The sequence below is a fragment of the Spirosoma horti genome (assembly GCF_054776595.1).
Genome location: NZ_BAAHBQ010000009.1, coordinates 152,868 through 175,402 on the forward strand (window position 1 = coordinate 152,868; position 22,535 = coordinate 175,402).

The window sequence follows — 22,535 nt, forward strand, 5'->3', positions numbered from 1 at the left end:
CACCGGCCGCCCGGCTTCGTGAGCATGACAAAAAAGGTAATTCAGTATACTTTAAGCTATTCATACCTGAGTTTTAGCTAGTCATTTTCGCCGAATCAGTACGCCAGGATGTGCGCCCGTTGCTTTTTGATCCTTATAAACCAGTTGACCCGCCACCCAAACGGCTTCGATTCCCGTTGACAGAGCTTTATTGTCGCCAATGCGGGCTTTGTCCTGTACCGTATCGGGGTTAAACAAGACCAGATCAGCATAATAGCCCGGAGCCACCAATCCTCGATTTTTGAGCCCAAGGTTCTCGGCGGTCAGGCTGGTCATTTTCTGAATGGCTGTTTCCAGCGGCATCGCCTTCTGATCGCGAACATAGCGGCCCAATACCCGCGTAAAGGCACCATAGCCGCGCGGATGGCCATCGGTAGCGCCATCGGAACAGATATTGGTGTGCGGCCAGACCAGAAAATTAACCACATCGGGCTCGTACATCGACTTTCCCATGACGCCTTCAACGCCTTCAGCATCCGGATTTTTATTCGAAAACGCTGCGGCTTCGGCCACCAGACCCATCAGCGTCTGGGCCGGTTTTTCCCGGCGCAGCCCTGCCACCTCATCAACCGTTTTGCCCGCATAGGCCGGGTTGGCAGCAAACCGTACCAACACCGACTGCCGGGGATCAAAAAGCTGATTGACGGCAAAGTCAGCGCTGGTTGCGTTCGTATAATCCCGTTTTGGAAAGAGCACCCGTAACGTCGACATCCAGTAGTCATACGGGTAACAGTCGGCGGTAATGTTCACGCCCTCGGCGCGGGCCTGCTCTAGCTGAGCCAGCAAACGAGCCGACTGCCCCCATTTATCACGGAGCGCAATTTTGAGGTGTGAAATCTGAACGGGCATCTTCGTGATGCGTCCAATCTGAGTAATCTCATCGACGGCATCATCCAGCCCGATGTCTTCACTGCGAATATGGCTCATGTAACGTCCACCCGAATCGGCCGCCACCTGCGCCAGTTGGATTACCTCGTCGCGGCTTGAAAAGAACGCACTTTCATATTCCAGACCTGTCGATAACCCCAGCGAACCTTTCCCTAACTCTGCCCGAAGCAGGCCTTTCATGCGGGCAATTTCGGTGGGTTTCGCGGTTCTATATAGCCCGTTAACGCCCATCACCTGCTGCCGTAGCGTTGCCTGACCCGTATAGGTCGCTATATTGACCGCCACCAGCTGACGGCTCAGTTGAGCCGCCAGTGTATCCATGGAATAGCTCCCGCCATCCTGCCCGGACACAATGGTGGTAACACCCTGACTGACAAGCGCTAGCGCGTCCGGATTGGCACTCAAACCCGACACATGATGGCTGTGGCTATCAATAAAGCCTGGTGCCAATGTCAACCCGAGGGCATCTGTTACCGGCTCGTTGGGAAAAGGAGTCAGTTCGCCAATTTCCCAGATACGATTGTCCCGTAGCCGCACAGCCGCTTTACGGGCCGCCACACCCGTACCGTCGATGAGTCGGCTATTGGTGACCAGGCTCGTTTGGGGAACGGTGAACGGCTTCCCTTCCAGTACCTCACGGGCGATCCGACGAGCCGAGCCATCACTACCGTTACTCAGGACAATCAACGTCCGCTGGCTATCTGCATAGCGCACAATCACATTCAGAAAGCCTACCCAACTGCCGGTATGCGCCAGTATGCTGCCCCCATTCTCAATAAACCAGCCAAAACCATACGGATACGTGTGCTGGTCATTTAACGTAACGGGCGTGATAGCCTCCTGATACGTACTGGTTTTCACCAGCCTGCCCGTTTTGAGGGCCTGTTCCCAAACCAGTAAGTCGTCCACGGACGAATAAATATTGCCGTCGCCAAAAACCCCATCCACCCGAATCAGGTCATTGAGCTGATTTTTGCCATTCTCCCGCTGAAAGCCATACACCCGGTTACGGGGCTTGGTAAGGCTATTGAGGTAATACACGTATGTGTTTTTCAGCTTGAGCGGCTTGGCGATCTGCTGATCAAAAAACTGTTCTACCCGCATACCCGACAAGGCACTGATGAGCGACCCCAGCACGACATAACCCGTGTTGCAATACTGCCAGCGCGCGCCGGGCCGAAACGCGAGCGGAGGTTTATGCTCCCTGAACAACTGTAACATACCCGCATTGGTCAGCGTATCCAGTGGCCCCGTATACTGCTGGGCCAGATCGAAGTATTCGGGCAGGCCCGATGTGTGCGTCAGTAAATGCCGGACGGTGATGGTGTCGTAGGGAAAATCGGGCAAATAAACCCGTACCTGTTCATCGTAGCGAAGTTTACCCTGCTCCTGCAATTGCATGATCATCAGGGCGACAAACTGTTTGGAGATTGAAGCCAGATTGAATGACGAGCCAGTCGTCAGCGGTTCGTTGGCGGCACTGTTTGCCGTACCAAATGCTTTTTTATACCGGACAGCCCCCTTCTCGGCTACCAGCACAACACCGTTGAACATAGCCTGCTCATGAAGTCGTGTCAGAACGGAATCCAGCGTTTTCAGGCGGATGGCCAACGGCTGGCTGGCTGGCTGAGCCCTTAACGGGCCAGTCAGAAAAAGAACGAAACAGAAACGAAAAACAGGTTTCATGATGATGCTGTATTTTTGGTGGGCACGGGTAATATCGTCGACTGTTTTACGGCGTAGAGAGCGATGGAGCTGCTGTAGACCCGGATCATGGGCAACCTGGCCATTTGTTGCAGAAAATGGGCGTACTCCTGAATGTCGCTCATAACAACTTTCAACTGGTAATCGATGGTGCCCGCCAGATGATAGGCTTCCAGTACATCGGGCATCTGGCGAACATGATTTTCAAATTCAGCAATGTTGTCCGGCGTATAATCTGGCATAGACACGTTGCAGAAAACAACCAACGGACGCCCAACTTTCGTCTGATTCACTATGGCTACATAAGCCTCAATGACGCCATCGCGCTCCATTCGCTTTATACGCTCAAAGATGGGCGTCGTTGTCATGCCAAGCTCTTCAGCCAGTTGTTTAATTGTCCGTTTTGCATCGCGCTGTACTAAAGCTAGTAATCGAAAATCCGTGTCATCGAGCATAACCTTGGCGAATGTTTTTCTTTTTCATACAGAAAATAAACGATCAAAAAGAATAATCTTCTACAATAGCTTAAATTACTTTCTTTTATTCCCAATAATTCATAATTATAAGAATTAAAATATAGTTTTGGCAAGAACATAAGCATAATTATCTGATGAGTGCGCATGCAATTCTGCTAACCGATGGCTTATTGGCCACCAACGATGCCAAAACCGCTCATGGTCTGATTCGGAGCACCACCCGGTACACCATTAGCGGTGTGGTTGACGCACCGACGGCTGGGCAAGACGCCGGTACGGTGCTCGATGGGCACGCCAGGGGCATTCCCATTTTTTCCTCCGTACAAGAAGCCCTGTCAACGCTGGATCAGGTTTCGTACGCCATTGTGGCGGTGGCCACGAACGGCGGTATTCTACCGCCCAACATGCTCGATGACATTAGGCAATGCCTTGAAAAGGGACTGTCGGTGGTGAACGGGCTACATGAATTCTTAAACGACAAGCCCGACCTGGTCGCTCTGGCGCATCAATATGGAGGTCAGCTGATCGACGTCCGACGCCCCAAACAGCGCCACGAACTTCACTTCTGGACAGGTGAGATTAACCAGATCACATCGCCTATTATCGCCATTATGGGCACCGACTGTGCACTGGGCAAACGGACCACGGCCCGCCTGATACAGGAAGCGTGCAGCCGCCATAACCTCAATGCTCAGATGATTTATACCGGGCAAACCGGCTGGCTACAGGGCGTCAAACACGGTTTCATCTTCGATTCGACCCTGAATGATTTCGTTTCCGGCGAACTGGAACATGCCTTAGTCTCGTGCTGGCGGGAAACCGGTGCCGATGTGCTCCTCATTGAAGGCCAGGCTGCCCTCCGTAACCCCAGTGGGCCCTGCGGATCGGAGTTTCTGGTGTCGGGAAATGCCCGGCATGTGGTGCTGGTGCATGCCCCCAAGCGAACCTATTATGACCATATTCCAGCCTGGGGCCGCATCCCATCCGTCGAATCCGAGATCGAGTTGATCCGGTGTTACGGTTCCTCCGTAATTTCGCTGGCGCTCAACACCGAAGGATGTAGCCGCGACGAAGCGTTTGCTTTCCAGAAACACTATGCCGAGCAGCTTGGCATTCCGATTTTGTTGCCACTGGAAGAAGGCGTACTCCCTATTTTACCCATTATTCAGTCCCTTACCACGACGGCTCATGCGCATTAATGCCATCCGCGCTTATCGCCGGAACCTGGCCCTGACCAAGCCTTATACCATTGCCTACCAGACAACGTCGGAGGTAGAGAATGTTTTTCTGGAGATCGAACTGGCCAACGGTCTGGTTGGTCTCGGGGCGGCCAATCCCGACCCGGACGTGGTGGGTGAATCGCCGGAGCAGACATTGCTGAATCTGCAAAGTGAGTGGATAATGGGCCTGGTCGGTCGTGATATCCGGCTGTTTAACTCCCTGATTGACGAAGTCCGACAGCAGTTCCCGAATGCTCCCGGCACGCTGGCTGCGCTGGACATTGCGCTACACGACGCCTTTGGTTTATATTTGGGGGTTCCCCTTGTCCAGTTTTATGGTCAGAAACACCGGTCATTGCCCACCTCCGTAACCATCGGCATCATGAACGTGGCCGACACCCTGATCGAAGCCGCCGAGTATGCCAAACAGGGATTCCGGGTTCTGAAAGTAAAAACAGGCCTCGATGTCGATGAAGATGTTGAGCGGATTGTAACTCTACGGGAAATTTATGGCAGCAAAATGACCCTTCGCGTCGATGCTAATCAGGGCTACACCATCGCTGATCTGGACCGCTTTCTGGCAGGCACCCGTTCGGCGGAAGTGGAACTTGTCGAGCAACCCTTACCCGTTGGTCGTGAGTCCGATCTGGTGGCCTTATCCAATAAAACCCGCCGTCGGTTAGCCGCTGATGAATCGCTGAAAGATGCAGCAATGGCCCTGACGCTGTCGCATCAGCCACAACCATTTGGCATTTTCAACATAAAATTAATGAAGTGCGGGGGCATTCGTGCCGCCTTCGATATAGCAACCATTGCGCAATCAGCGGGTATATCCTTATTTTGGGGCTGTAATGACGAAAGTCGGGTCAGCATCGCAGCTGCCCTACATGCTGCTTTTGCCTGCCAAACTACCCGTTACCTGGACCTAGACGGTAGCCTGGACTTAGCCGAAGACGTTGTGTCGGGCGGTTTCGTTCTGGAGGATGGTCTCATGCGCCCAACCAACCAGGCCGGGCTGGGGCTCACCAGAAACGAGATAAATTTGTCAAATTCGGTGTAGGGTAGAAAACGCGCCCAATCCAGTTAACGGAAACAGCATGCTCCCTTACTTCCCTTTTGGCCAGCAGTTTAACGACAAGATGGGCACGGTTCCTCTGGCCGAAAACGACCGGCTTATTGAGGTAGACGAGCTTTATCGAGCTGAAGTTGCCCTGAAACGGGAGTTACTAACCGAGTGGCCAGATTATTACTTTCAGGCCTTGCCTGGGTATGAGTCTGCCCAGTGGGAGGTTCTGGAGACTGTTTTATCGAACTTGGTTCGGTTCGCACCCGGCCAATTCTCACTCCAAAAAAGAAACGACGAGTGGCATTGGCAGAACCATTTGTTGAATGAAGACATATCCTTCCTCTTTGGGGATTCGTCGACACTCCCGCTGGCTCCGCTCGATTGGGTGGGGCGGCAAGTACAGGAAGATTTAACCGTCTTGTCGGGTAAGGAGGCCAGGCTGGTAGCCGGTCAGTTATGCTTCGCGAATGACTGGTGTCTGGACGAAAAAATAGGCCTACCCTTCTGGCAAATTCACGCGCCTGTTGTGCCTATTGTCGAGCCGATGCTGATGGCCGCCACTAAATTTATGGAACGACTATCCGTAGGCCGTCCGGTTTGGCGAGCGAACTGGAGCGTTAAACTAACGAACCAGTTGGACATGACCAGCCGCCATGCTCCCGCACTCAACGCCCTCCTCATGGACCGGCTTCCTGCGCTTACCCCCGAAACCATCGGCCAACAAGCTTACATCCGTATTGAACGTCAAACGCTTACGCGCTTACCCAGGTCAGGAGCCATTTTGTTTGGCATTCATACCTATCAGAACCTGCTGGCCAGCGAAGTAGCGGAACGACATGACGCAGCCTGCCGTCTGGCAAACGTATTCCGTACGACACCAGCCCAACTGCTTCATTACAAGAGCATGACCCCCTTTTTACCCGCTTTACTTGCGTATCTGGATACCTTTATAGTTTATTCACCTGAATAAGTCAACCACTCAATATGGCCAAACTCGCCCGTTCTCTTGACCTACGCTCGGCAATCTTATTGGTTGTTAGCGGCATTGTCGGCTCAGGGGTTTTCAAAAAGGTAGCCCCTATGGCAGCTGAGCTAGGATCTCCCCTACTGGTTTTGGCCTGTTGGGTCATGGCAGGCGTCGTAAGTCTAGCCGGTGCCCTGACTTATGCCGAAATGGCGGGCATGTTTCCTCAATCGGGCGGAGAGTACCTTTATTTTAAGAAAATTTACGGCCGCCTGTTTGCTTTTTTGTATGGGTGGGGCGCGTTTACGGTTATGCGGACGGCTACCATTGCGGCTCTGGCCCATATTTTTGGTCAATCGTTGATCACCTTAACGGGTTCGCAGGGCGCCCCGGCCGAATTAGTCGTAAAAGGTATTGCTACGTCACTGATTCTCTTTTTGAGTCTGGTCAATTACCGGGGCGTGTCGTTTGCCGAAGGCCTCAGCCGATTCCTCATTTACCTGACGTTTGTAGCCGTACTGGTCATTGCGGTACTTGGTTTCCGAGCGTCAATGGGCAGCTTGAGCCATTTGACTGAATCGGTCCGGGTGCATGTACCTAATGCCCATGGAAACCTGCTTGGCTCGCTGGTGGTTGCCTCGTTGGGGGCATTCTGGGGGTATGATGGCTGGAATCAAATTGGTTATATTGGTGAAGAAATAAAAAATCCGCAGCGCAACCTGCCCATCGCCCTCGGTATAGGTACCAGCATTGTTATTACGATCTACGTTTTATTAAATGCGGTCTACCTGTATGTGCTTCCCATCGACACGCTGGCCCAACTAGCCAGCACACCCGATAAAATTGCGGCCGTGGAAGTTGTGCGGCAGGCGGCTGGTTGGGCAGGCGCCCTGTTTATTTCCTTATTGATCCTCGTCACGACCTCCAATTCAACCAACGCATCGATACTGATGCCCGCTCGTGTTTTTTATGCGATGGCTCGTGATGGCCTGTTTTTTAAAGCAGCCGCCGTGATTCATCCCCGCTACAAGACGCCTTCCAGAGCGATCCTGCTACAAGGAAGCTGGGCTATCGTACTGGTTTGGTCCGGAAGCTTTGACCAGCTCACAGATATGCTCGTGTTTGCTTCCTTCATTTTTTATGGAGCAACAGCCCTCGGCGTCATGCTCCTTCGCCGTACACAACCCGATTTAATACGCCCCTACCGCGTAATCGGTTATCCACTCGTTCCTTTATTTTTCCTCAGCTGCTGTGCCCTATTGGTACTCATGACGCTGATTAATCAACCCCGCGAAGCCCTGACAGGCCTGGGTTTGATCGCCACAGGACTGCCATTTTATTGGTTCTGGCGCAACCGTACTCCCCCTGAAGAAAATGAATTAGAGACGTTGCCCTAAGGGCCTAGCCTGAGGACAGCACTCCTATCTTGGCTGGCGCTCCTGCTGTGCCTCCCCATTTGTTCTCGTGTATTCCTGAACTTTACTCCATTCTCTCAAAGAGGATAAGCACCACTATATTACATTTACCAGCTATTTTCAGCCAACTCCCGTTGAGATTGGTTAAGATAACATTAAATAACCGGGACTAATCATACTTGTTTATGGTACTTTTCCTGACCGCCAGAGATCAGAATGTCCAAACCAGAAAATTTTCCTGTCAACTTGATAAACTGGAGGTGGCTTTTGAGTTTCTGAGTGATATAGTTGCGAAAGGCAGCACATTATTGCAGGCTTACATTGTTGATGAAGGCAAACGAACGGAGCTTCCTCTTGCTATTTTTGATGGTGAGCCTTTCCTTGAAGCTATGCAGGAGCTTGAAAAAGAATGGCAGGCGTTGTTGAACGAGCCTGCTGTGTCAACGTCTTTACAGGAAACACTGCTTATTCAATTGATTCAACAGCGGGCCAGGCAATTTGAAACGAAGATTGCGAGTTATCAAAAGTTGATTAGCTGCCTTGAACATCTTCTTGGGCGCACGCAAAAAAACTTCTCGGCAGGCCCGATAAAATCCCGGGTCATCAGCCAGTATGAATCCATGATTAACCGGAATCAGGTGTGGCTGATTAAGGCCCAGATTTCGCATCAGATTATACTAAATCGTTTAAGCCAATTATCTGCTTAACCACGTGCAGGCTTCCCTCTCCGGCAAGCCCGAAAAGCCTGATGGTAATAGCCTTAGCTATCCCATTAAGTGAAGGTTTGAAAGCATGTCTTTACCGGAGCAACTGAAGAACACACCTGTCGGGCGCTGCTCCCATCCGATTCGTATCCAGGGGCTACCAGCACCCCTGAACGATGCCTTCCGCTTGACTTACATTTTGCTTAGGTGAGCTGTATGAAAGGGATAAATAGGGGTTGAGAAAGGGCATGCTGAGCTATTTTTCCAGACGAAAACCAAGCGATACTAGGCTTGACCGCTCGTTTTATTATTGGCATAGGATTGTCATTATTGCTGTTTTTCGCTTACCCATAAATTCATCTCCTGACTACTATTCAGTACCGGGTTTTCTGATAAAGCATACTTGACCGGGCTCAGATTCTCAAACTTCGCTAATTGATTATAAGTCGCAGGCTCCGCTAAGGAAGTATGTTTACTGATAATTTATTTTTCAAAAAAGATTTATAGTCAGTAGTAACTATAAATAGGTATAATCAATTTAGTTAGCTTATTAGCTTTCAAAAATTTGTTCGTATTAATTTATAAAAAGGCGCTTTTTTAAAATCCTATCAACCTAATATACAGGCTACTGACTAACTAAGGCACCAAATTTGAAAGAAAATAATTGACTATAGTTTACTTTATATCTTAACCTCACAACCCACTCATACGACTTTTGATCTGTTAATTAGGCAGTATCGAAAAGCAACTAAAAGCCATATAACATATCAATTTTTCAACCTAATAGATTTTTTTTGTTAGTTGTTATTAGGTAGTTTTTCTTTTTTAGAAGTAAGACTTGCTATATTTGCTCGTCTATTTTAGGAAACAATTCATATACTGTCAATGAAAGCTAAACAAATACGATTCTTTTCTCCGAACGAGAACAGCGAATCAACGAAAAAAAGCGAAAAAAGTGTCGCTAAGGCAGCTCCTGTAACAGGCTACATTTCGTCTACGGGTAAATTAGTATTCCCGGCGAAATCGATTTCTCAATTAGGATTTGACCCAAATAACAATCGGTTTAAAGTAGGCACCCAGGAAGGAAAGCGAAAAATCAAATCGTTATATTTGATTCCCAGTGACGAAGAACAGGACCAGACCTTCGAACTCACTCAGGGAGCTAAAAGCTACGGAATCTCATTACCTTTTATTCTGCAGAAAGGCGGCATTGATTTTGCTGAAACCAAATACAGCTTTACCGTGAAACCCTTTGATTATGAAGAAGGCATAACCGGTTTCGAACTGAAATTGGCGAATGAAAGTCCAAAACCGGAATATACCGGTAAACCCCGTGGACGGAAGAAACAAAATCCTGATGCGGAATAAGTAGCAAAGCCTATATTACAGTCCAATAAACTATTGGCAATACAAAACAGGGGCCGGAGTATACTCCGGCCCCTGTTTTGTACTAGACCATCCAACTCATTTATCCAATACGTATGACATTCGGCTTTTGGTTCAGGGTTGATTTTACACTATAGTAGATGACATTCAATTTGATCTATTTTAGAGTAGCCTATTTGTTACAGAAATACTATCTTACCTCATAGGAGCCGTCGTATGTTTGGTGGATGCAGATCAACCCCACGATAGCAAACTGAGTACTAGTAAAGCGACGGTCGTTTTTGATCGGAATAAAGACCTTAGCGTGTCGTTTTTTTGATATGACCCGAAATCAGCTTGATGATTTAATTGGCCAGGGCGAACACACCCGGCTCGAATTTAAACGTTCACTTTCGTCTACTTATCGAATAGCCCGTACGTTGGCCGCCTTTGCGAACACATCAGGGGGCACGTTGTTGATTGGGGTGAGCGACCCAGGTAAAATTGTGGGGGTATCCTCTGAATTCCGGGAGATGGATAAACTGGAAGAAGCCACCGACCGTTTGATTGAACCCGCACTCTCTATCAGTTACGAAACATTAGCGCCAGATGGTCGTCTGGTCCTGATTGTTACTATCCCTGAAAGTACCGAGAAACCCCATTATGTGGTCGATGAAGCGGGAAAACGAACAATTTATGTTCGGGCAAAAGACAAGTCCATGCCAACCAGCAAACTCATTATTACGCCAGAAATGGCTGATCGTGAACTACTTAAATCACCTATGGCGCGGACCCTGATTCAGTACCTTCGCAAAAATGACCACATTACGGCCGATAAGTTTGCCAAACTCATTAACATATCGGCGTATCGGGCCAGCAAACTACTTCGCCAGTTGGCCGAACGTGGCCTGCTGATTTTAATCGATAAACCGCTGCCCGTTCGGTATGCGCTTAAACTAGCGGAGTGATCGTGTTGTATCTTTGCAGCCATGATGATGCAGGAACCGACCGTTACAAAAGAGACAATCACCACATTTTTCAGAGAACTTCAGGATCGTATTTGCCAGGACCTGGAATTGGCCGACGGAGGAGCAACGTTTCGGGAAGATGACTGGCATCGGCCCGGTGGGGGCGGTGGGCGGTCGCGCTTGCTAACAAACGGGGGCGTTATCGAAAAAGGGGGCGTTGGATTTTCCGCCGTACATGGCGAGGCAACGGAGGCTACCCTGCGCACGTTAAACCTGACAGAGCCCGCTGAGTTTTACGCAACCGGCGTCTCCATTGTGCTGCACCCCCACAACCCCGGCATGCCGATCATTCACATGAATGTGCGTTATTTTGAAATGAGTACCGGGCATAACTGGTTTGGTGGCGGAATTGATTTAACCCCTCACTACCTGAATCAGGACGATGCGCGCTGGTTTCATCAGTCCCTGAAACAGGTTTGCGACCAGCATGATCCTGATTATTACGCGAAGTTCAAGCCCTGGGCCGACGATTATTTTTATATACCTCACCGGCAGGAAACGCGTGGCATAGGGGGCATTTTCTTCGACTACCTGAAACCTTCGGATGCTTCTCATAAGGCGCGGTTGTTCGCTTTTGTGCAAGCGGTAGGCAACGCATTTGCGCCTATTTATACGCATTTTATGCACCAGAACCGGCAGCTCCCCTTTGGAGAACGCGAAAAAAACTGGCAATTGTTACGCCGGGGCCGGTACGTCGAATTTAATCTGGTCTGGGATAGAGGAACCAAATTCGGACTGGAGACCAACGGCCGTACAGAATCTATTTTGATGAGTATGCCGCCACAGGCCAACTGGATCTATGACTTTCGAACGGAAGCCGGCAGCCCGGAGGAACAAACCCTGAGCCTTCTTAAGAAGGGAATCGATTGGGCATGATCAGCCGTTGCCAGCCGTATGGCGCACGCATTCTACGCCTGTACTATACCTGCTCCTTAAGACCTTTCGTTCTGTGCGAGCGCTCGGTTTATAGCGCTAATCGGTGAATTAATTAACTGGCTCGCTTAAAATCAGTTGCCAATCCCGTTGCAACTGAAGAATGGATGTTGAAAACGGGGCTCCCTTAAAAACGTGCGCTGGCAGTTGAATGCGTTTATCGTTGTCAATAAGTTCAATGTTGACCAGTTGCTCGCCCGAAGAGATAAGGCTTAAAACATCAAAGGCAATTTCTAGCTTGGTCAACCAGCAGGAGAAGCTCCTAAGTTGGTTTTTACTGTCTTTGGTAGTAATAAAGAGGATCATGAAACAGAGTAAGTGAGCGGGTACTGCAATAATTGATCTTTGTTAGTAATCTGGCAACATTATTTACTTATTGGTAAGCACAGGGCTCAACCCGTAAGTTATGCGCTAGTGAGCTAGCCTCGCCTTTAACACCGCCAAAAGTAAGGACATAATGTAACGTTCACGACCTTACTTTTAGGAAAACGAGGTAAGTAATTTTACACAAGCAAAAAAAATACCAAAACCCTAGCTAGTTGCCACGTTTTAGCCGCCCCCAACGTATGGGCCAATGACGAACAGCCGCCTACTTTCAGTCTACTTTTTATGACTCGCTACGATTTTCTGAAATCGATGGGTTTTACCGGTGCAGCCCTGATGGCTGCCCTTACATCCTGTGTCCGGGATGAGGACACTGTCGTTAACGCGTTGACGATTCCAGGAACCCAGAGCACGACCGTTACGACTCCCTCGACAACTACGTCGACATCACCCGCATCGGGCACGGCAACAACCCCGGCAAGCACAACTTCGGCGGGAAGCACGGATCTGAGCACCATCACAAATAGACTGCTAACGATTGACCTCGGCAGTTCGGCAGCAACGAGCCTAAAAACGGTAGGTGGATATCTGGCGCAGAGCGGTATCGTGGTCGCCCAGGTCAGCACGGGGGTTTATGTGGCCGTCACCCAAACCTGTAGCCATGAGCCAAAAAAAGCCATTATCTTTAATAAAACGGAGTTCTACTGCACACAGCACGGCGCCCGGTTCGATTTGACCGGCAAAGGCAAAAATAGCTTTGGCAGTCGGGGCCTTACCGTCTATAAGGTCGCAACCGACGGCAAAACACTGGTTGTTTATAGTTAATTAACCCACTCTCTGGCAAGAAAATCTGAAAATCGCATGAAAGTCATCCTGCTATCGCTCCTGGTGTATCTATTCAGTATACCCCCAACCTGGCAACTTAATTTTGATCAGGCTAAAGTCGAAGCGGCCCAGTCTCATAAATTTATTCTCCTTAATTTTTCCGGATCCGACTGGTGCGGCCCCTGTATTAAGCTCAAGAAGACGATCTTTGAATCCGCTGAGTTTTCAGCTTTCGCTGATGAACGCCTGATTCTGTTGCGGGCCGACTTTCCCCGGCTGTCGAAGAACCAGCTTGACGCCAAACAAACGGCTCATAACGAGTCATTGGCAGAAACCTACAATAAACAGGGCAAATTTCCATTTACGGTATTGCTCGACGCGAATGGCAAGGTGCTGAAAGAGTGGGAAGGCTACCCACAATCCTTAACGGTGTCCTCTTTTCTTGACGCGATCCAATCCGTTATTTCATCCCCAAAATGACAGTCCCCCCGCTCATTCATAAACGGGTACAACGGCTCATGGGCAACCGCTTCGAGCTAAGTGTTGTCAGTCCCGATCCCGGCTGGGCTAACCAGCGTCTCGATGCAGCGGTGGCCGAGATTAACCGTATCGAGCGACTGCTGACAACGTATAGCCAGGATAGCCAAACAAACCAGATCAACGCCAACGCGGGCATACGACCCGTTCAGGTCGACCAGGAAGTGTTTGCGCTCATTGAGCGATCCCTTCGTTTATCGACCCTGACCCAGGGCGCTTTCGATATCACCTATGGCTCTCTGGATAAGCGGCTCTGGAATTTCGATACAACGATGACTACCCTCCCCGACCCTAAAACCGCCCGGCGTATGGTGCAGCTCATTAATTACCGAAACGTAGTGCTGGATGCCGACCAACAGACCGTTTTTTTAAGAGAAAAAGGCATGCGCATTGGCTTTGGCGGCATCGGAAAAGGCTACGCGGCTGAACAGGCCAAACGCGTACTTCGCGAAAGTGGCGTTGAGAGTGGTATTGTAAACGCGGCTGGTGATCTGACCACCTGGGGTACGCAGCCTACGGGCAAGGCCTGGACGATTGGTATTGCCGACCCCAACCTGGCCAATCACCAGGCGTTTTCTTACTTGGCTATCAGCAATATGGCGGTGGCGACTTCCGGCAGTTATGCGAAGTACGCCCTCATTAACGGCCGACGCTATGGGCACACGATTGATCCTAAAACCGGCTATCCCGTATCGGGGCTGAAAAGTGTAACCATCATTGCGCCCAACGCCGAGCTGGCCGATGCGCTGGCAACGCCCGTTATGGTTATGGGCGTCCGGGTGGGGCTGGATCTTATCAATCAGATGAAGCACATAGCCTGCATCATTATCGACGATACCGACATGCTTCATACATCAACGAATATTCGAATCAAAACACAGGCGGTAGCCTGACTGCATACATTGACATTGCTCCCATGATCTTACAAAGCCTAAAAATAGTGTCGTTCGTTTGCCTGGCTCTACTTGGGCTATCCGGTTGTACGACCGTAAAAGAGTATCAAAAAAGCCGGATCAATGATGCCGAAATGGAATTGTCGGCTCGTAAATCAGAAAAATTCGAGCAGAATTTCTACCTCTATCGGGAAGGCGCTGCCGGTGCGAACGGGGGCAAAAGCGGTGGAGGCTGCGGCTGCAACTAAGCCCTTATACGTATGAAGAAAATTTGCCTATCCGTTGGGTTATTGCTTAGTTTAATGCGGGCCGGTTATACTCAATCGCTCGACAAGCCACCGTATGAACCCCGTAAACTTAAACTGGATGAGATAAACCTTGTATCGAGTTACTATCAGCAGGATGGCGACAGGTCAGCCGTGACGGGCGGGATTGGCACAGAATACTTAACGGACGTTGCTCAATCCATCGACCTCGTTCTTAAAAGCACTGACGCTAAAAATCGGCAGCATAGCCTGACGTTTGACCTTAACATCGACCATTACACATCGGCTTCGTCGGATAAAATTGATCCGTTGACAGTTTCGTCGGCTTCGCGGAGCGATACCCATATTTACCCGTCGGTATCCTGGAGCGTTCATGACAACGATCGGCGCACGACCCATGGTGTTGCGCTGTCGTATTCAACGGAGTACGACTACAAATCGTACGGCGTTAACCTTAGCTTTGCCAAATCCTCTGCCGATAACAATCGGGAAGTAAGCCTGAAAGCGGGCGCTTTTTTCGACACCTGGAAAGTCATTCTCCCGGCCGAGCTCCGGCCGGAAGGCTACGGCTCCGGTGCCCACGGCGACACCGACCCGGTCGACTACAAGCCCCGTAATTCCTATAACGTTAGCCTGTCTTTATCGCAGGTCATCAACAAGCGACTCCAGGTTCTGTTCACCGTTGAGCCGGCCTTTCAGCAGGGCTTACTGAGCACGCCCTTTCATCGTATTTATTTTCAGGATGGTGCCGAAACGGTCGAGCGGCTCCCCGGTCGTCGATTGAAGCTGCCCCTTGGGCTACGGTTGCATTATTTTATGGGTGACCGAATTGTGATACGAACGTTTTACCGTTATTATATCGACGATTGGGGCATGCAGGCGCATACGGTCAACCTGGAAACGCCCATTAAACTGACCTCCTTTGTATCCGTTAGTCCCTTTTACCGATTCAGCCATCAAACAGCCGTTCGGTATTTTTCGCCCTACGGCGAACATCGTTCGACCGACCCATACTACACCAGTGATTATGATATTTCGGGTTTCAACAGCCAGTTTATCGGTACGGGCATTCGCCTGGCACCACCCGGCGGACTATTTGGCATCGGGCACTGGCAAAGCGTTGAAGTACGGTACGGGCATTATACCCGAACGACGGGGATGGTGGCCAATAGCCTGACCTTACTGGCCAAGCTAAAATAAATTGGGTCAGTCACTTACAGGTAAGTCAATTTCCTCAATGGGTAACGTAGGCTTGTCTGTAAACAATTTCATTTCTTACTCCATTGGTTCATCTTAAATCGGCACAAGTATGCGTATATTTAGGATTAACTTTCCTTTTCTATAAGTTAAAATAGTTAAATCATGTCGGCTTAAAGCTGAACTTTAGTAACATTCACAATCCCAGTAGTATACCAATTCTACCAACATAGTCGCATCAGAAGAATGAACGGGAGATTCAAGACGGATTGTTTATGCGCATGTTTACCTTTCGGCTTCTAGCCTGGTTACTTTTTCTGGGGTTACCGCTCAGCGTCAAAGCGACCCACCAGGTTGGCGGGCAGATGGAGATGCGGGCCGTTGGGGACGTTCCCGGCCATTTTCGCATCATTGTTACCCAGTATCTGGAAAGTAGTCCCCAGGCTGATCGGCAGAGTGGTGGCATGCTGGGTATTTTCCGAAAACGCGATGATGTATTGATGATGCGATTCAGTACCCGTGAAACCGGCCAGCGGCAGCCAATTATCTATGCCAATGGGTATTGCGCAGAACAGCGAAACCTCAAATTCCTCGTCGCCACCTTCGAGGCCGATATCCAGCTTGCCCCCGACACATATAACGACAGTAAAGGATATTATGTGTCCTACCAGACCCGGAATCGAAACGGGGGAATAAACAACATCGTCAATCCAATTCAAACGGGCTATACATTTTACCTTGAGTTTCCAGCCCTGTTGCAGAATAACCAGTTATTCACTAATTCATCACCCCATTTTGGCTCAATAAACGGCGAGTACGTATGCATCGGTGATCCATTCACCTTTCCATTCGGTGGTACTGACCCGGACGGGGATGAACTGAGGTATTCTATGGTGACACCCCTCAACCAAAAAGCTATTTCGGGGCAAAACAATACTACGCCGAATGCGGTGTCCTCAGCGCCCTACCCAGATGTGAGCTGGCTTTCGGGCTTTGATGCCAACAATGCGATACCCGGTAGCCCCACCCTGAAAGTAAACCCCCAGACAGGTGAGCTTTCGGTCACGGCAACGAAGCTAGGACTGTATGTATTTGCGGTAAAAATAGAAGAATACCGCAATGGGGTAAAAATTGGTGAAGTAAGGCGTGATTTTCAGCTACTCGTTGTCGACTGTCCGCCAACCACTACGCCCGATCCCGCCGTGCAGATTAAAAACCGGCCCAAACAACCCATAACCATTCTTTGCGAAGGGGACTCCGCAGTCCTGATGGCCAGTGTGAATGATAACTGGAATTACCAGTGGCGTCGAAACGACGTTAACATTCCCGGAGCCACCGGCCCGTCGTTATCGGTAAAAACATCGGGTCAATACGCTGTCATTGTCTCCCTGAAAACTTCATGCAGCAAAGTAGGCAATTCAGAAACGCTACTGGTCGATGTCATTGGCAGTACGGCAACCGTTTCGGCCAGCGGGCATCTGTGCGCTACAACGGGCACGATCAACCTGAAGGCAACCCGGCTTCCCAGCGTTACATACCAGTGGTATAAAGACAATCAGGCACTAACGGGCAACACAACCGACTCCCTGCAGGCCACGCAGCCGGGCAACTACTGGGCCGTGTTGACCTACCCCACCCTGGGTTGCCAGGCCCGCACCGATACGGCCGTTCTTGACCGGTCGCCTGCGGTACTGGCCGAGATTAAATCAAGTTCGGGCTTCGACCGAATCTGTCCACAGGATTCCCTGCCCCTGCTCAGCAGTGGTGGACTACTATACAGTTGGCAAAAAGATGGCGTCCCGGTTGGGGGCAGCGAATCAAAGCTGGTAGCCAAATCGGCAGGTACGTATATCGTGAAAGCCACCGATTTATACGGCTGTGATGGCACATCCAGCCCGGTGACTATTATCCAGATTGCGCCCGTTGTTGTGACCCTCGATTCAATTCCGGGCGTTTGTGGCACCAATGTGCCCGTTCATACGCTAACGGGTAGCCCGGCAGGGGGCGAATTTTCAGGAGCCGGGGTAAGCGGGAATGTATTCAGCCCAAAGCAGGCTGGTGTTGGTGATCATCCCGTGACCTACACTGTTAAAGCTTCTCCCGAATGCGCAGGCACCGTCGCTACCCGCCTGGCAATCGTAGCGTCCATCCCTACCATCCAGTTGGCAGACTCCATGACGACTTATCGGGGGAATACGTTTTCGCTCAACCCCGTGTACACGGGCAACCCGAATCAGTTTCAGTGGGTGTCATCGACTTATCTGGACAATCCCGGTACCGCAAATCCAACCATCACCAACATTTCGGATGACATCACGTATATGCTCGCTGTAAAAAACAGTACTGGCTGTGAGGCTAAAGACACCATTCATATTACCGTATTTGCCATGGTATGGGTACCCGATGCGTTTTCGCCCAATGGCGATGGTGTAAATGACGTACTGGAATTACCCGGCGTCGAAGCCTTTCCCGACGCCGTCCTGACTATTTACAACCGATGGGGCGAAGTCATTTACTCATCAGGTAAAGGCTACACAAACCCATTCGATGGTACGCTGAACGGGACTTCACTACCCATGGGTGTGTACGCTTATACGTTGCATACGGTACCTGAAAAGCCCGTCATACGGGGCAGGCTGGTTCTGGTACGGTAGCAGGTGGTATAAAAAAAACCGGTACAAACTGAGCAGATCAGTTTGTACCGGTTTTTTTATTAAAATCTATCCATTAAGCCTGTTTTGTCAGCTGAATATTCAGCACCAGTTTAACGTCGTCGCTCACAACAACACCACCCGCTTCGGTAACTCCGTCCCAGGTCAATCCAAACTCTTTCCGTTTGATCGTGCCCGTTGCTTCGAAACCGGCTTTGGTTTGACCATAAAAATCCTGCATCTGGCCACCATGTTCTACTTTCAGGGTTACTGGTTTCGTAACACCATGAATCGTCAGATCGCCTGTCAGGTTATAGGTATCGTCACCCGTTTTTGTCATGGCCGTCGACACGAACGTCAGTTTCGGAAACTGCTCAGCATCAAAGAATTCAACTGATTTCAGGTGACCATCCCGTTGCTCCTGTCCTGTATTGATGCTGGAAATGTCAGCCGAGAACGAAACTTTAGCATCCGAGAAATCATCACCAACTGATTCTACCTGACCTTCATACTGGCCAAACGAACCCGTTACGGTCGAGATAACAAGGTGTTTCACTTTGAACTGAATTTCAGAGTGCATCGGGTCAATAGCCCAGGTGGTTGCGGTTGCGGGTTGTGCTTGCATGTGCTTATAGTTTAAATTGCGTGTAATCGTATTTGATGTATATACATTTAATTAAGCTTAAATGGTTCAGATCAAGAAAAAAAAAGTTAAAGAAAGTTGAAACGACTACCTGATGTGTCGGCACCGTCGGTTACTCACATCTGCCGACACACTCAAGAATCCTGCTTACACCATTTACCTGATCAGCATCACGGCCGCCATGATGTCAATGCCATCCCATAAATACTGAACCTTTACATTCTCATTCTCGGCATGCTGGTTGTTATCGTAATTGACAACCGGCACAGACACAACATTGGCTTTGAGCACTTTTTCGAATAGATAGAGCGGCAAACTCCCTCCCGACGAGGGTGATAAGACAATCGGTTCAGCGCTGGTGGTCTGCACAGCCTTGATAACCTCCTGGGCAATGGGCAAATCCATGGGCGTACGCTGAGCGTTGTAGCCCGTCCCCTGGGTAATCCTGATCAGTTTGGGGTACTGCTGCCGTTCAGCATCGGTAGGTTCATGGTCGAGAATCTGGTATCCCTGAGCACGAATGTGATCCATTACCCGCCCAACCTGCCGGGTCACCTCATTGCCCCGCACGAGCCGTAAGTCCAGAACAGCTTCGGCTTTGGTCGGGATGATGTTTCCGGCCATCGCCCCAACGTTGGCACTTTGCAGACCGTTTATGTTCAGCGTCGGGCGCATGAGTAACTCAACGAACGAGGTGCCATTACCATCGGGCCGGGCAATACCCAGTTCTTTTTTCAGAGCCGCTTCCATATTGGGCACGCTGGCCATCGCCTTTTTTTCGCTGGCCGTGAGCGGCACCACATCGTCATAAAATCCCTTGATAACGACCCGATCCGTATCGTCTTTCATACTGGCCAGCAGTTTTACCAGCCGCATGGCCGGATTGGGTGCCCAGTTTCCGTAATTACCGCTGTGTAAGGGTCGTTTGGGGCCGTATACCGTCAGGTGCATGTTGACGTCGCCCCGTACGCCAAATTGCACAACCGGTTTTCCCGATACATGGCGTGGACCATCGGCAATGATCCAGAGATCGCTGGCCAGCTTATCGCGGTGTTTATCAAAAATTTCACCCAGGTGCGTAGAGCCAATTTCTTCCTCCCCTTCAAAGAAAAACTTCAGGTTGGCCGTAAGCGGAATGTTACTTTTCACCAGGGCATCATAAGCGTTGAGAATGGTCATGACACCGGCCTTATCATCGGCACTGCCCCGACCCGCCAGCCGCCAGCTCGGGTCGATTGAATCACCTGATTTATAGGTAGTAACAACTTTACCGCCCTGCTCGATGGGAGCCGTAATGAATACGGGAACGAACGGCTGCAACCCATCAGCCCACTGCTTCGGATTGACCGGTTGCCCATCGTAATGGGCATAAAACACGATGGTCTTTTCAGCGCCGGGCACCCGAACTTCACCGAATACGGCGGGGGTAGTTCCGGGCGTCGGACCGTCGAGAAGCATTCCGGTAAGGCCCCGATTCTTCATCATTTGCAGGATGAACGCTGCATTTCTGCGAATATTGACCGAATCGGACGACACGTTGGGAATGGCCAGGAACGCCCGGTATTCATCCATCAGCGCCGTTTCCCGCGCTTGCCGATAGTGGCGAACACGCTGCTGAGTCGTTTGTGCACTGGCAGAAATTGTACTGATAATGGCAAGTAAGAGGAAGGTTTTCACAAACATGTATAGATTGATTAGTTGGCGGTTAAATCAACGTATGGGTACAAATAGGAACTTCTGGTCATTTACCACCCTGCAACCCTTTCCCTGGATTAACCGGCACTTTAGTAAGTTCAAGTCCCGAGTCATTGAGTTTGGCGACTTTGCCCTTCGCGTCCAGGATAAAACTTACGGGATCTTTTCCATTCCAGAACTGATCGTACGTAAGGCGAAAGGTGTCGTAGTGCCAGTGGTCCAGGTAGCCGGTCATGACGTTATTGAGGGAAAAATACAGCTTACCATCGCGCAATGTCACATCCGCTTTACCATACAGGGGGTCGGTGTAGGTGCCAACATACGCTGTTAAGGGTAGTGACGGCTTGGTATTCATCACCCGCGTGCTATCCACCCGTCGTTCCGCCAGCTTAGCCTTTTGCCTAATGCCACCGTATAATTTCTGCAAATCCGCACTCCAATCATTCGACAGCCCCAGGGCAAACACATCGAACGCCCGAAGCATCAACGCATGGCGCAGTTCGGCATGATCGAGATTTCCCTGCACGTATACGGCCAGTTTCTGATCCGGCAGTTGCCCATGAATGGCCACCATTCCGGTCAGGCTACCGGTATGAAAATTGATGCGATGACCGCGGTAATCCTGCTGAAACCAGCCAAGTCCGTAGGTCTTCCAAACGGGTTTTGTCAGTACCTGCGTTGGGTAGAATTCGGCATCCGTAACCAGCGTTTGTGGTTTAAATAACTCGACCCAGGTGGCGGGTTTCAGGAGCGTTTTCACCTGTGACCCGCCGTTACGGTACCGGCCACTATCGAGCATGCACTGCATCCAGGCCACCACGTCATCGGGGCATGTCCAAACAGAACCGGCCGGTCCGACAGCATCCACCAGCCCTTCTTCTTTCAGGCTATTTACCGCCCGAACCGTATCGTTTAGGGCCACGTGCGGCTTAGCGCGGTTTGCATCGGTTATGTCGCCAAACAAGGCCTTTGTCCGGCTCATGCCCAGAGGCTCAAAAAGTCGCGTGCGAATAAACACGTGCCACGGCAGGCCACTCACTTTCTCCAGCACTTTACCCGCAGCCAGATACATAATATTCTGGTAGATAAAGCCCGAACGGAATGAATAGGACGGTTTAACCAGGCGCATCCGGTGTAGAATTTCGTCGGAGGGTATGGTCATGGCCGCCCAGAGTACATCAGCGTTTCCCACGCCGGTATTATGGATCAATAAATCCCGAACGCGCAACTCGCGGGTCACAGCAGGGTCATATAGCTGAAAATCGGGCAGGTAATTAGTAACGGGATCATCCCAGTGAAGCTTTCCTTCATCGACCATCATGCCCAGGCAGGCCGCCGTCATGGCTTTGGTCGTTGAGGCCATCGCAAAGAGCGTTTGGGTGTCAACGGCTTCGGACTTGCCCGAACCCGTTCCCGGCAACACCCGAATACCATACCCCTTCTTTAAAAGGACTTTACCGTCTTTAACGACAGTGACCGTCAAACCCGGCACTTTCCAGTCCCGCACGGCCTGTTGTACATAGGCATCGTATTGGGCGACGGGGTCTGTCGTGATCTTTTTGGATTGAGCCGAAAGAGGTTGTTTGGCAAAACATGCCAAGAGTAGGCATAAAATAAGGTAAGGCTGTTTCATATCGACGGTTTATTTCGCAGGAAGGACGAATAATGTGTCAGCAATTTACAAAAACCAATTGGTCAGGAG

The 22,535-nt window shown here is 50.3% G+C and carries 20 protein-coding genes; 14 read left to right on the forward strand and 6 right to left on the reverse strand.

Features of this window, described 5'->3' with window-relative positions; translation table 11 throughout:
* Window positions 1-81: 81 nt before the first annotated feature.
* Both ACYVAM_RS26115 and ACYVAM_RS26120 read right to left on the reverse strand, forming a co-directional pair.
* Window positions 82-2,613: a serine hydrolase gene (locus ACYVAM_RS26115; RefSeq protein WP_461072617.1), complete on the reverse strand. Its 2,532-nt coding sequence runs from the start codon at window positions 2,611-2,613 to the stop codon at window positions 82-84.
* A complete protein-coding gene (locus ACYVAM_RS26120) occupies window positions 2,610-3,086 on the reverse strand; it encodes an Lrp/AsnC family transcriptional regulator (RefSeq protein ID WP_461072619.1) in 477 nt (158 codons plus the stop codon). Before ACYVAM_RS26120 ends, ACYVAM_RS26115 begins: the two co-directional genes overlap by 4 nt.
* Window positions 3,087-3,241: 155 nt before the next feature.
* Here ACYVAM_RS26120 and ACYVAM_RS26125 point away from each other — a divergent pair, with 155 nt between their 5' ends.
* The 8 genes from ACYVAM_RS26125 (at window position 3,242) to hemF (ending at window position 11,745) form a co-directional block, all read left to right on the forward strand.
* Complete coding sequence (locus tag ACYVAM_RS26125) at window positions 3,242-4,306, forward strand: DUF1611 domain-containing protein (protein WP_461072621.1); 1,065 nt, start codon at window positions 3,242-3,244, stop codon at window positions 4,304-4,306.
* On the forward strand, window positions 4,296-5,387 hold the full coding sequence (locus ACYVAM_RS26130; protein ID WP_461072623.1) for a dipeptide epimerase: 1,092 nt from the start codon (window positions 4,296-4,298) through the stop codon (window positions 5,385-5,387). Before ACYVAM_RS26125 ends, ACYVAM_RS26130 begins: the two co-directional genes overlap by 11 nt.
* A 37-nt stretch (window positions 5,388-5,424) precedes the next feature.
* Window positions 5,425-6,363 carry a heme-dependent oxidative N-demethylase family protein gene (locus tag ACYVAM_RS26135; RefSeq protein WP_461072625.1) on the forward strand — a complete coding sequence of 313 codons (939 nt, stop codon included), beginning with the start codon at window positions 5,425-5,427 and terminating at the stop codon, window positions 6,361-6,363.
* A gap of 14 nt (window positions 6,364-6,377) precedes the next feature.
* Entirely contained in the window at window positions 6,378-7,754 is a 1,377-nt protein-coding gene (locus tag ACYVAM_RS26140; RefSeq protein ID WP_461072627.1) for an APC family permease, read from the forward strand.
* A 203-nt stretch (window positions 7,755-7,957) separates the two neighbouring features.
* A complete protein-coding gene (locus tag ACYVAM_RS26145; protein ID WP_461072629.1) occupies window positions 7,958-8,479 on the forward strand; it encodes a hypothetical protein in 522 nt (173 codons plus the stop codon).
* Window positions 8,480-9,361: 882 nt separating this feature from the next.
* Entirely contained in the window at window positions 9,362-9,844 is a 483-nt protein-coding gene (locus tag ACYVAM_RS26150; RefSeq protein WP_461072631.1) for a hypothetical protein, read from the forward strand.
* A gap of 338 nt (window positions 9,845-10,182) precedes the next feature.
* Window positions 10,183-10,809 carry an AlbA family DNA-binding domain-containing protein gene (locus ACYVAM_RS26155; RefSeq protein ID WP_461072633.1) on the forward strand — a complete coding sequence of 209 codons (627 nt, stop codon included), beginning with the start codon at window positions 10,183-10,185 and terminating at the stop codon, window positions 10,807-10,809.
* A gap of 24 nt (window positions 10,810-10,833) precedes the next feature.
* Window positions 10,834-11,745, forward strand: a complete 912-nt coding sequence (gene hemF / locus ACYVAM_RS26160) for an oxygen-dependent coproporphyrinogen oxidase (protein ID WP_461072927.1) — start codon at window positions 10,834-10,836, stop codon at window positions 11,743-11,745.
* A 108-nt stretch (window positions 11,746-11,853) separates the two neighbouring features.
* Here the strand turns inward: hemF and ACYVAM_RS26165 are convergent, their stop codons facing one another.
* A complete protein-coding gene (locus tag ACYVAM_RS26165) occupies window positions 11,854-12,108 on the reverse strand; it encodes a hypothetical protein (RefSeq protein ID WP_461072635.1) in 255 nt (84 codons plus the stop codon).
* A gap of 303 nt (window positions 12,109-12,411) precedes the next feature.
* Between ACYVAM_RS26165 and ACYVAM_RS26170 the strand changes: the two genes are divergently transcribed.
* The 6 genes from ACYVAM_RS26170 to ACYVAM_RS26195 all read left to right on the forward strand — a co-directional run bounded on the left by ACYVAM_RS26170 (window position 12,412) and on the right by ACYVAM_RS26195 (window position 18,498).
* Window positions 12,412-12,951, forward strand: coding sequence for a Rieske 2Fe-2S domain-containing protein (locus tag ACYVAM_RS26170; protein WP_461072637.1), 540 nt, complete (start codon window positions 12,412-12,414; stop codon window positions 12,949-12,951).
* Between the two features lie 36 nt (window positions 12,952-12,987).
* Window positions 12,988-13,431, forward strand: a complete 444-nt coding sequence (locus ACYVAM_RS26175) for a thioredoxin family protein (protein WP_461072639.1) — start codon at window positions 12,988-12,990, stop codon at window positions 13,429-13,431.
* A complete protein-coding gene (locus ACYVAM_RS26180; RefSeq protein WP_461072641.1) occupies window positions 13,428-14,381 on the forward strand; it encodes an FAD:protein FMN transferase in 954 nt (317 codons plus the stop codon). The genes ACYVAM_RS26175 and ACYVAM_RS26180 overlap by 4 nt, the downstream gene beginning before the upstream one ends.
* 23 nt (window positions 14,382-14,404) lie before the next feature.
* Window positions 14,405-14,629 (forward strand): DUF4266 domain-containing protein, encoded by a 225-nt coding sequence (locus tag ACYVAM_RS26185; RefSeq protein ID WP_461072643.1) that lies wholly within the window; start codon window positions 14,405-14,407, stop codon window positions 14,627-14,629.
* A 12-nt stretch (window positions 14,630-14,641) separates the two neighbouring features.
* Complete coding sequence (locus ACYVAM_RS26190; RefSeq protein ID WP_461072645.1) at window positions 14,642-15,847, forward strand: DUF3570 domain-containing protein; 1,206 nt, start codon at window positions 14,642-14,644, stop codon at window positions 15,845-15,847.
* Window positions 15,848-16,119: 272 nt separating this feature from the next.
* Window positions 16,120-18,498, forward strand: a complete 2,379-nt coding sequence (locus tag ACYVAM_RS26195) for a gliding motility-associated C-terminal domain-containing protein (protein ID WP_461072647.1) — start codon at window positions 16,120-16,122, stop codon at window positions 18,496-18,498.
* A 73-nt stretch (window positions 18,499-18,571) separates the two neighbouring features.
* Here the strand turns inward: ACYVAM_RS26195 and ACYVAM_RS26200 are convergent, their stop codons facing one another.
* The 3 genes from ACYVAM_RS26200 to ACYVAM_RS26210 all read right to left on the reverse strand — a co-directional run bounded on the left by ACYVAM_RS26200 (window position 18,572) and on the right by ACYVAM_RS26210 (window position 22,466).
* The gene (locus ACYVAM_RS26200) at window positions 18,572-19,120 is read right to left on the reverse strand and encodes a YceI family protein (RefSeq protein ID WP_461072649.1); all 549 of its coding nucleotides are present in this window, start codon (window positions 19,118-19,120) and stop codon (window positions 18,572-18,574) included.
* Window positions 19,121-19,294: 174 nt separating this feature from the next.
* Window positions 19,295-20,821 carry a M20/M25/M40 family metallo-hydrolase gene (locus ACYVAM_RS26205; protein ID WP_461072651.1) on the reverse strand — a complete coding sequence of 509 codons (1,527 nt, stop codon included), beginning with the start codon at window positions 20,819-20,821 and terminating at the stop codon, window positions 19,295-19,297.
* Window positions 20,822-20,879: 58 nt separating this feature from the next.
* Window positions 20,880-22,466, reverse strand: coding sequence for a serine hydrolase (locus ACYVAM_RS26210; protein WP_461072653.1), 1,587 nt, complete (start codon window positions 22,464-22,466; stop codon window positions 20,880-20,882).
* Window positions 22,467-22,535: the final 69 nt, after the last annotated feature.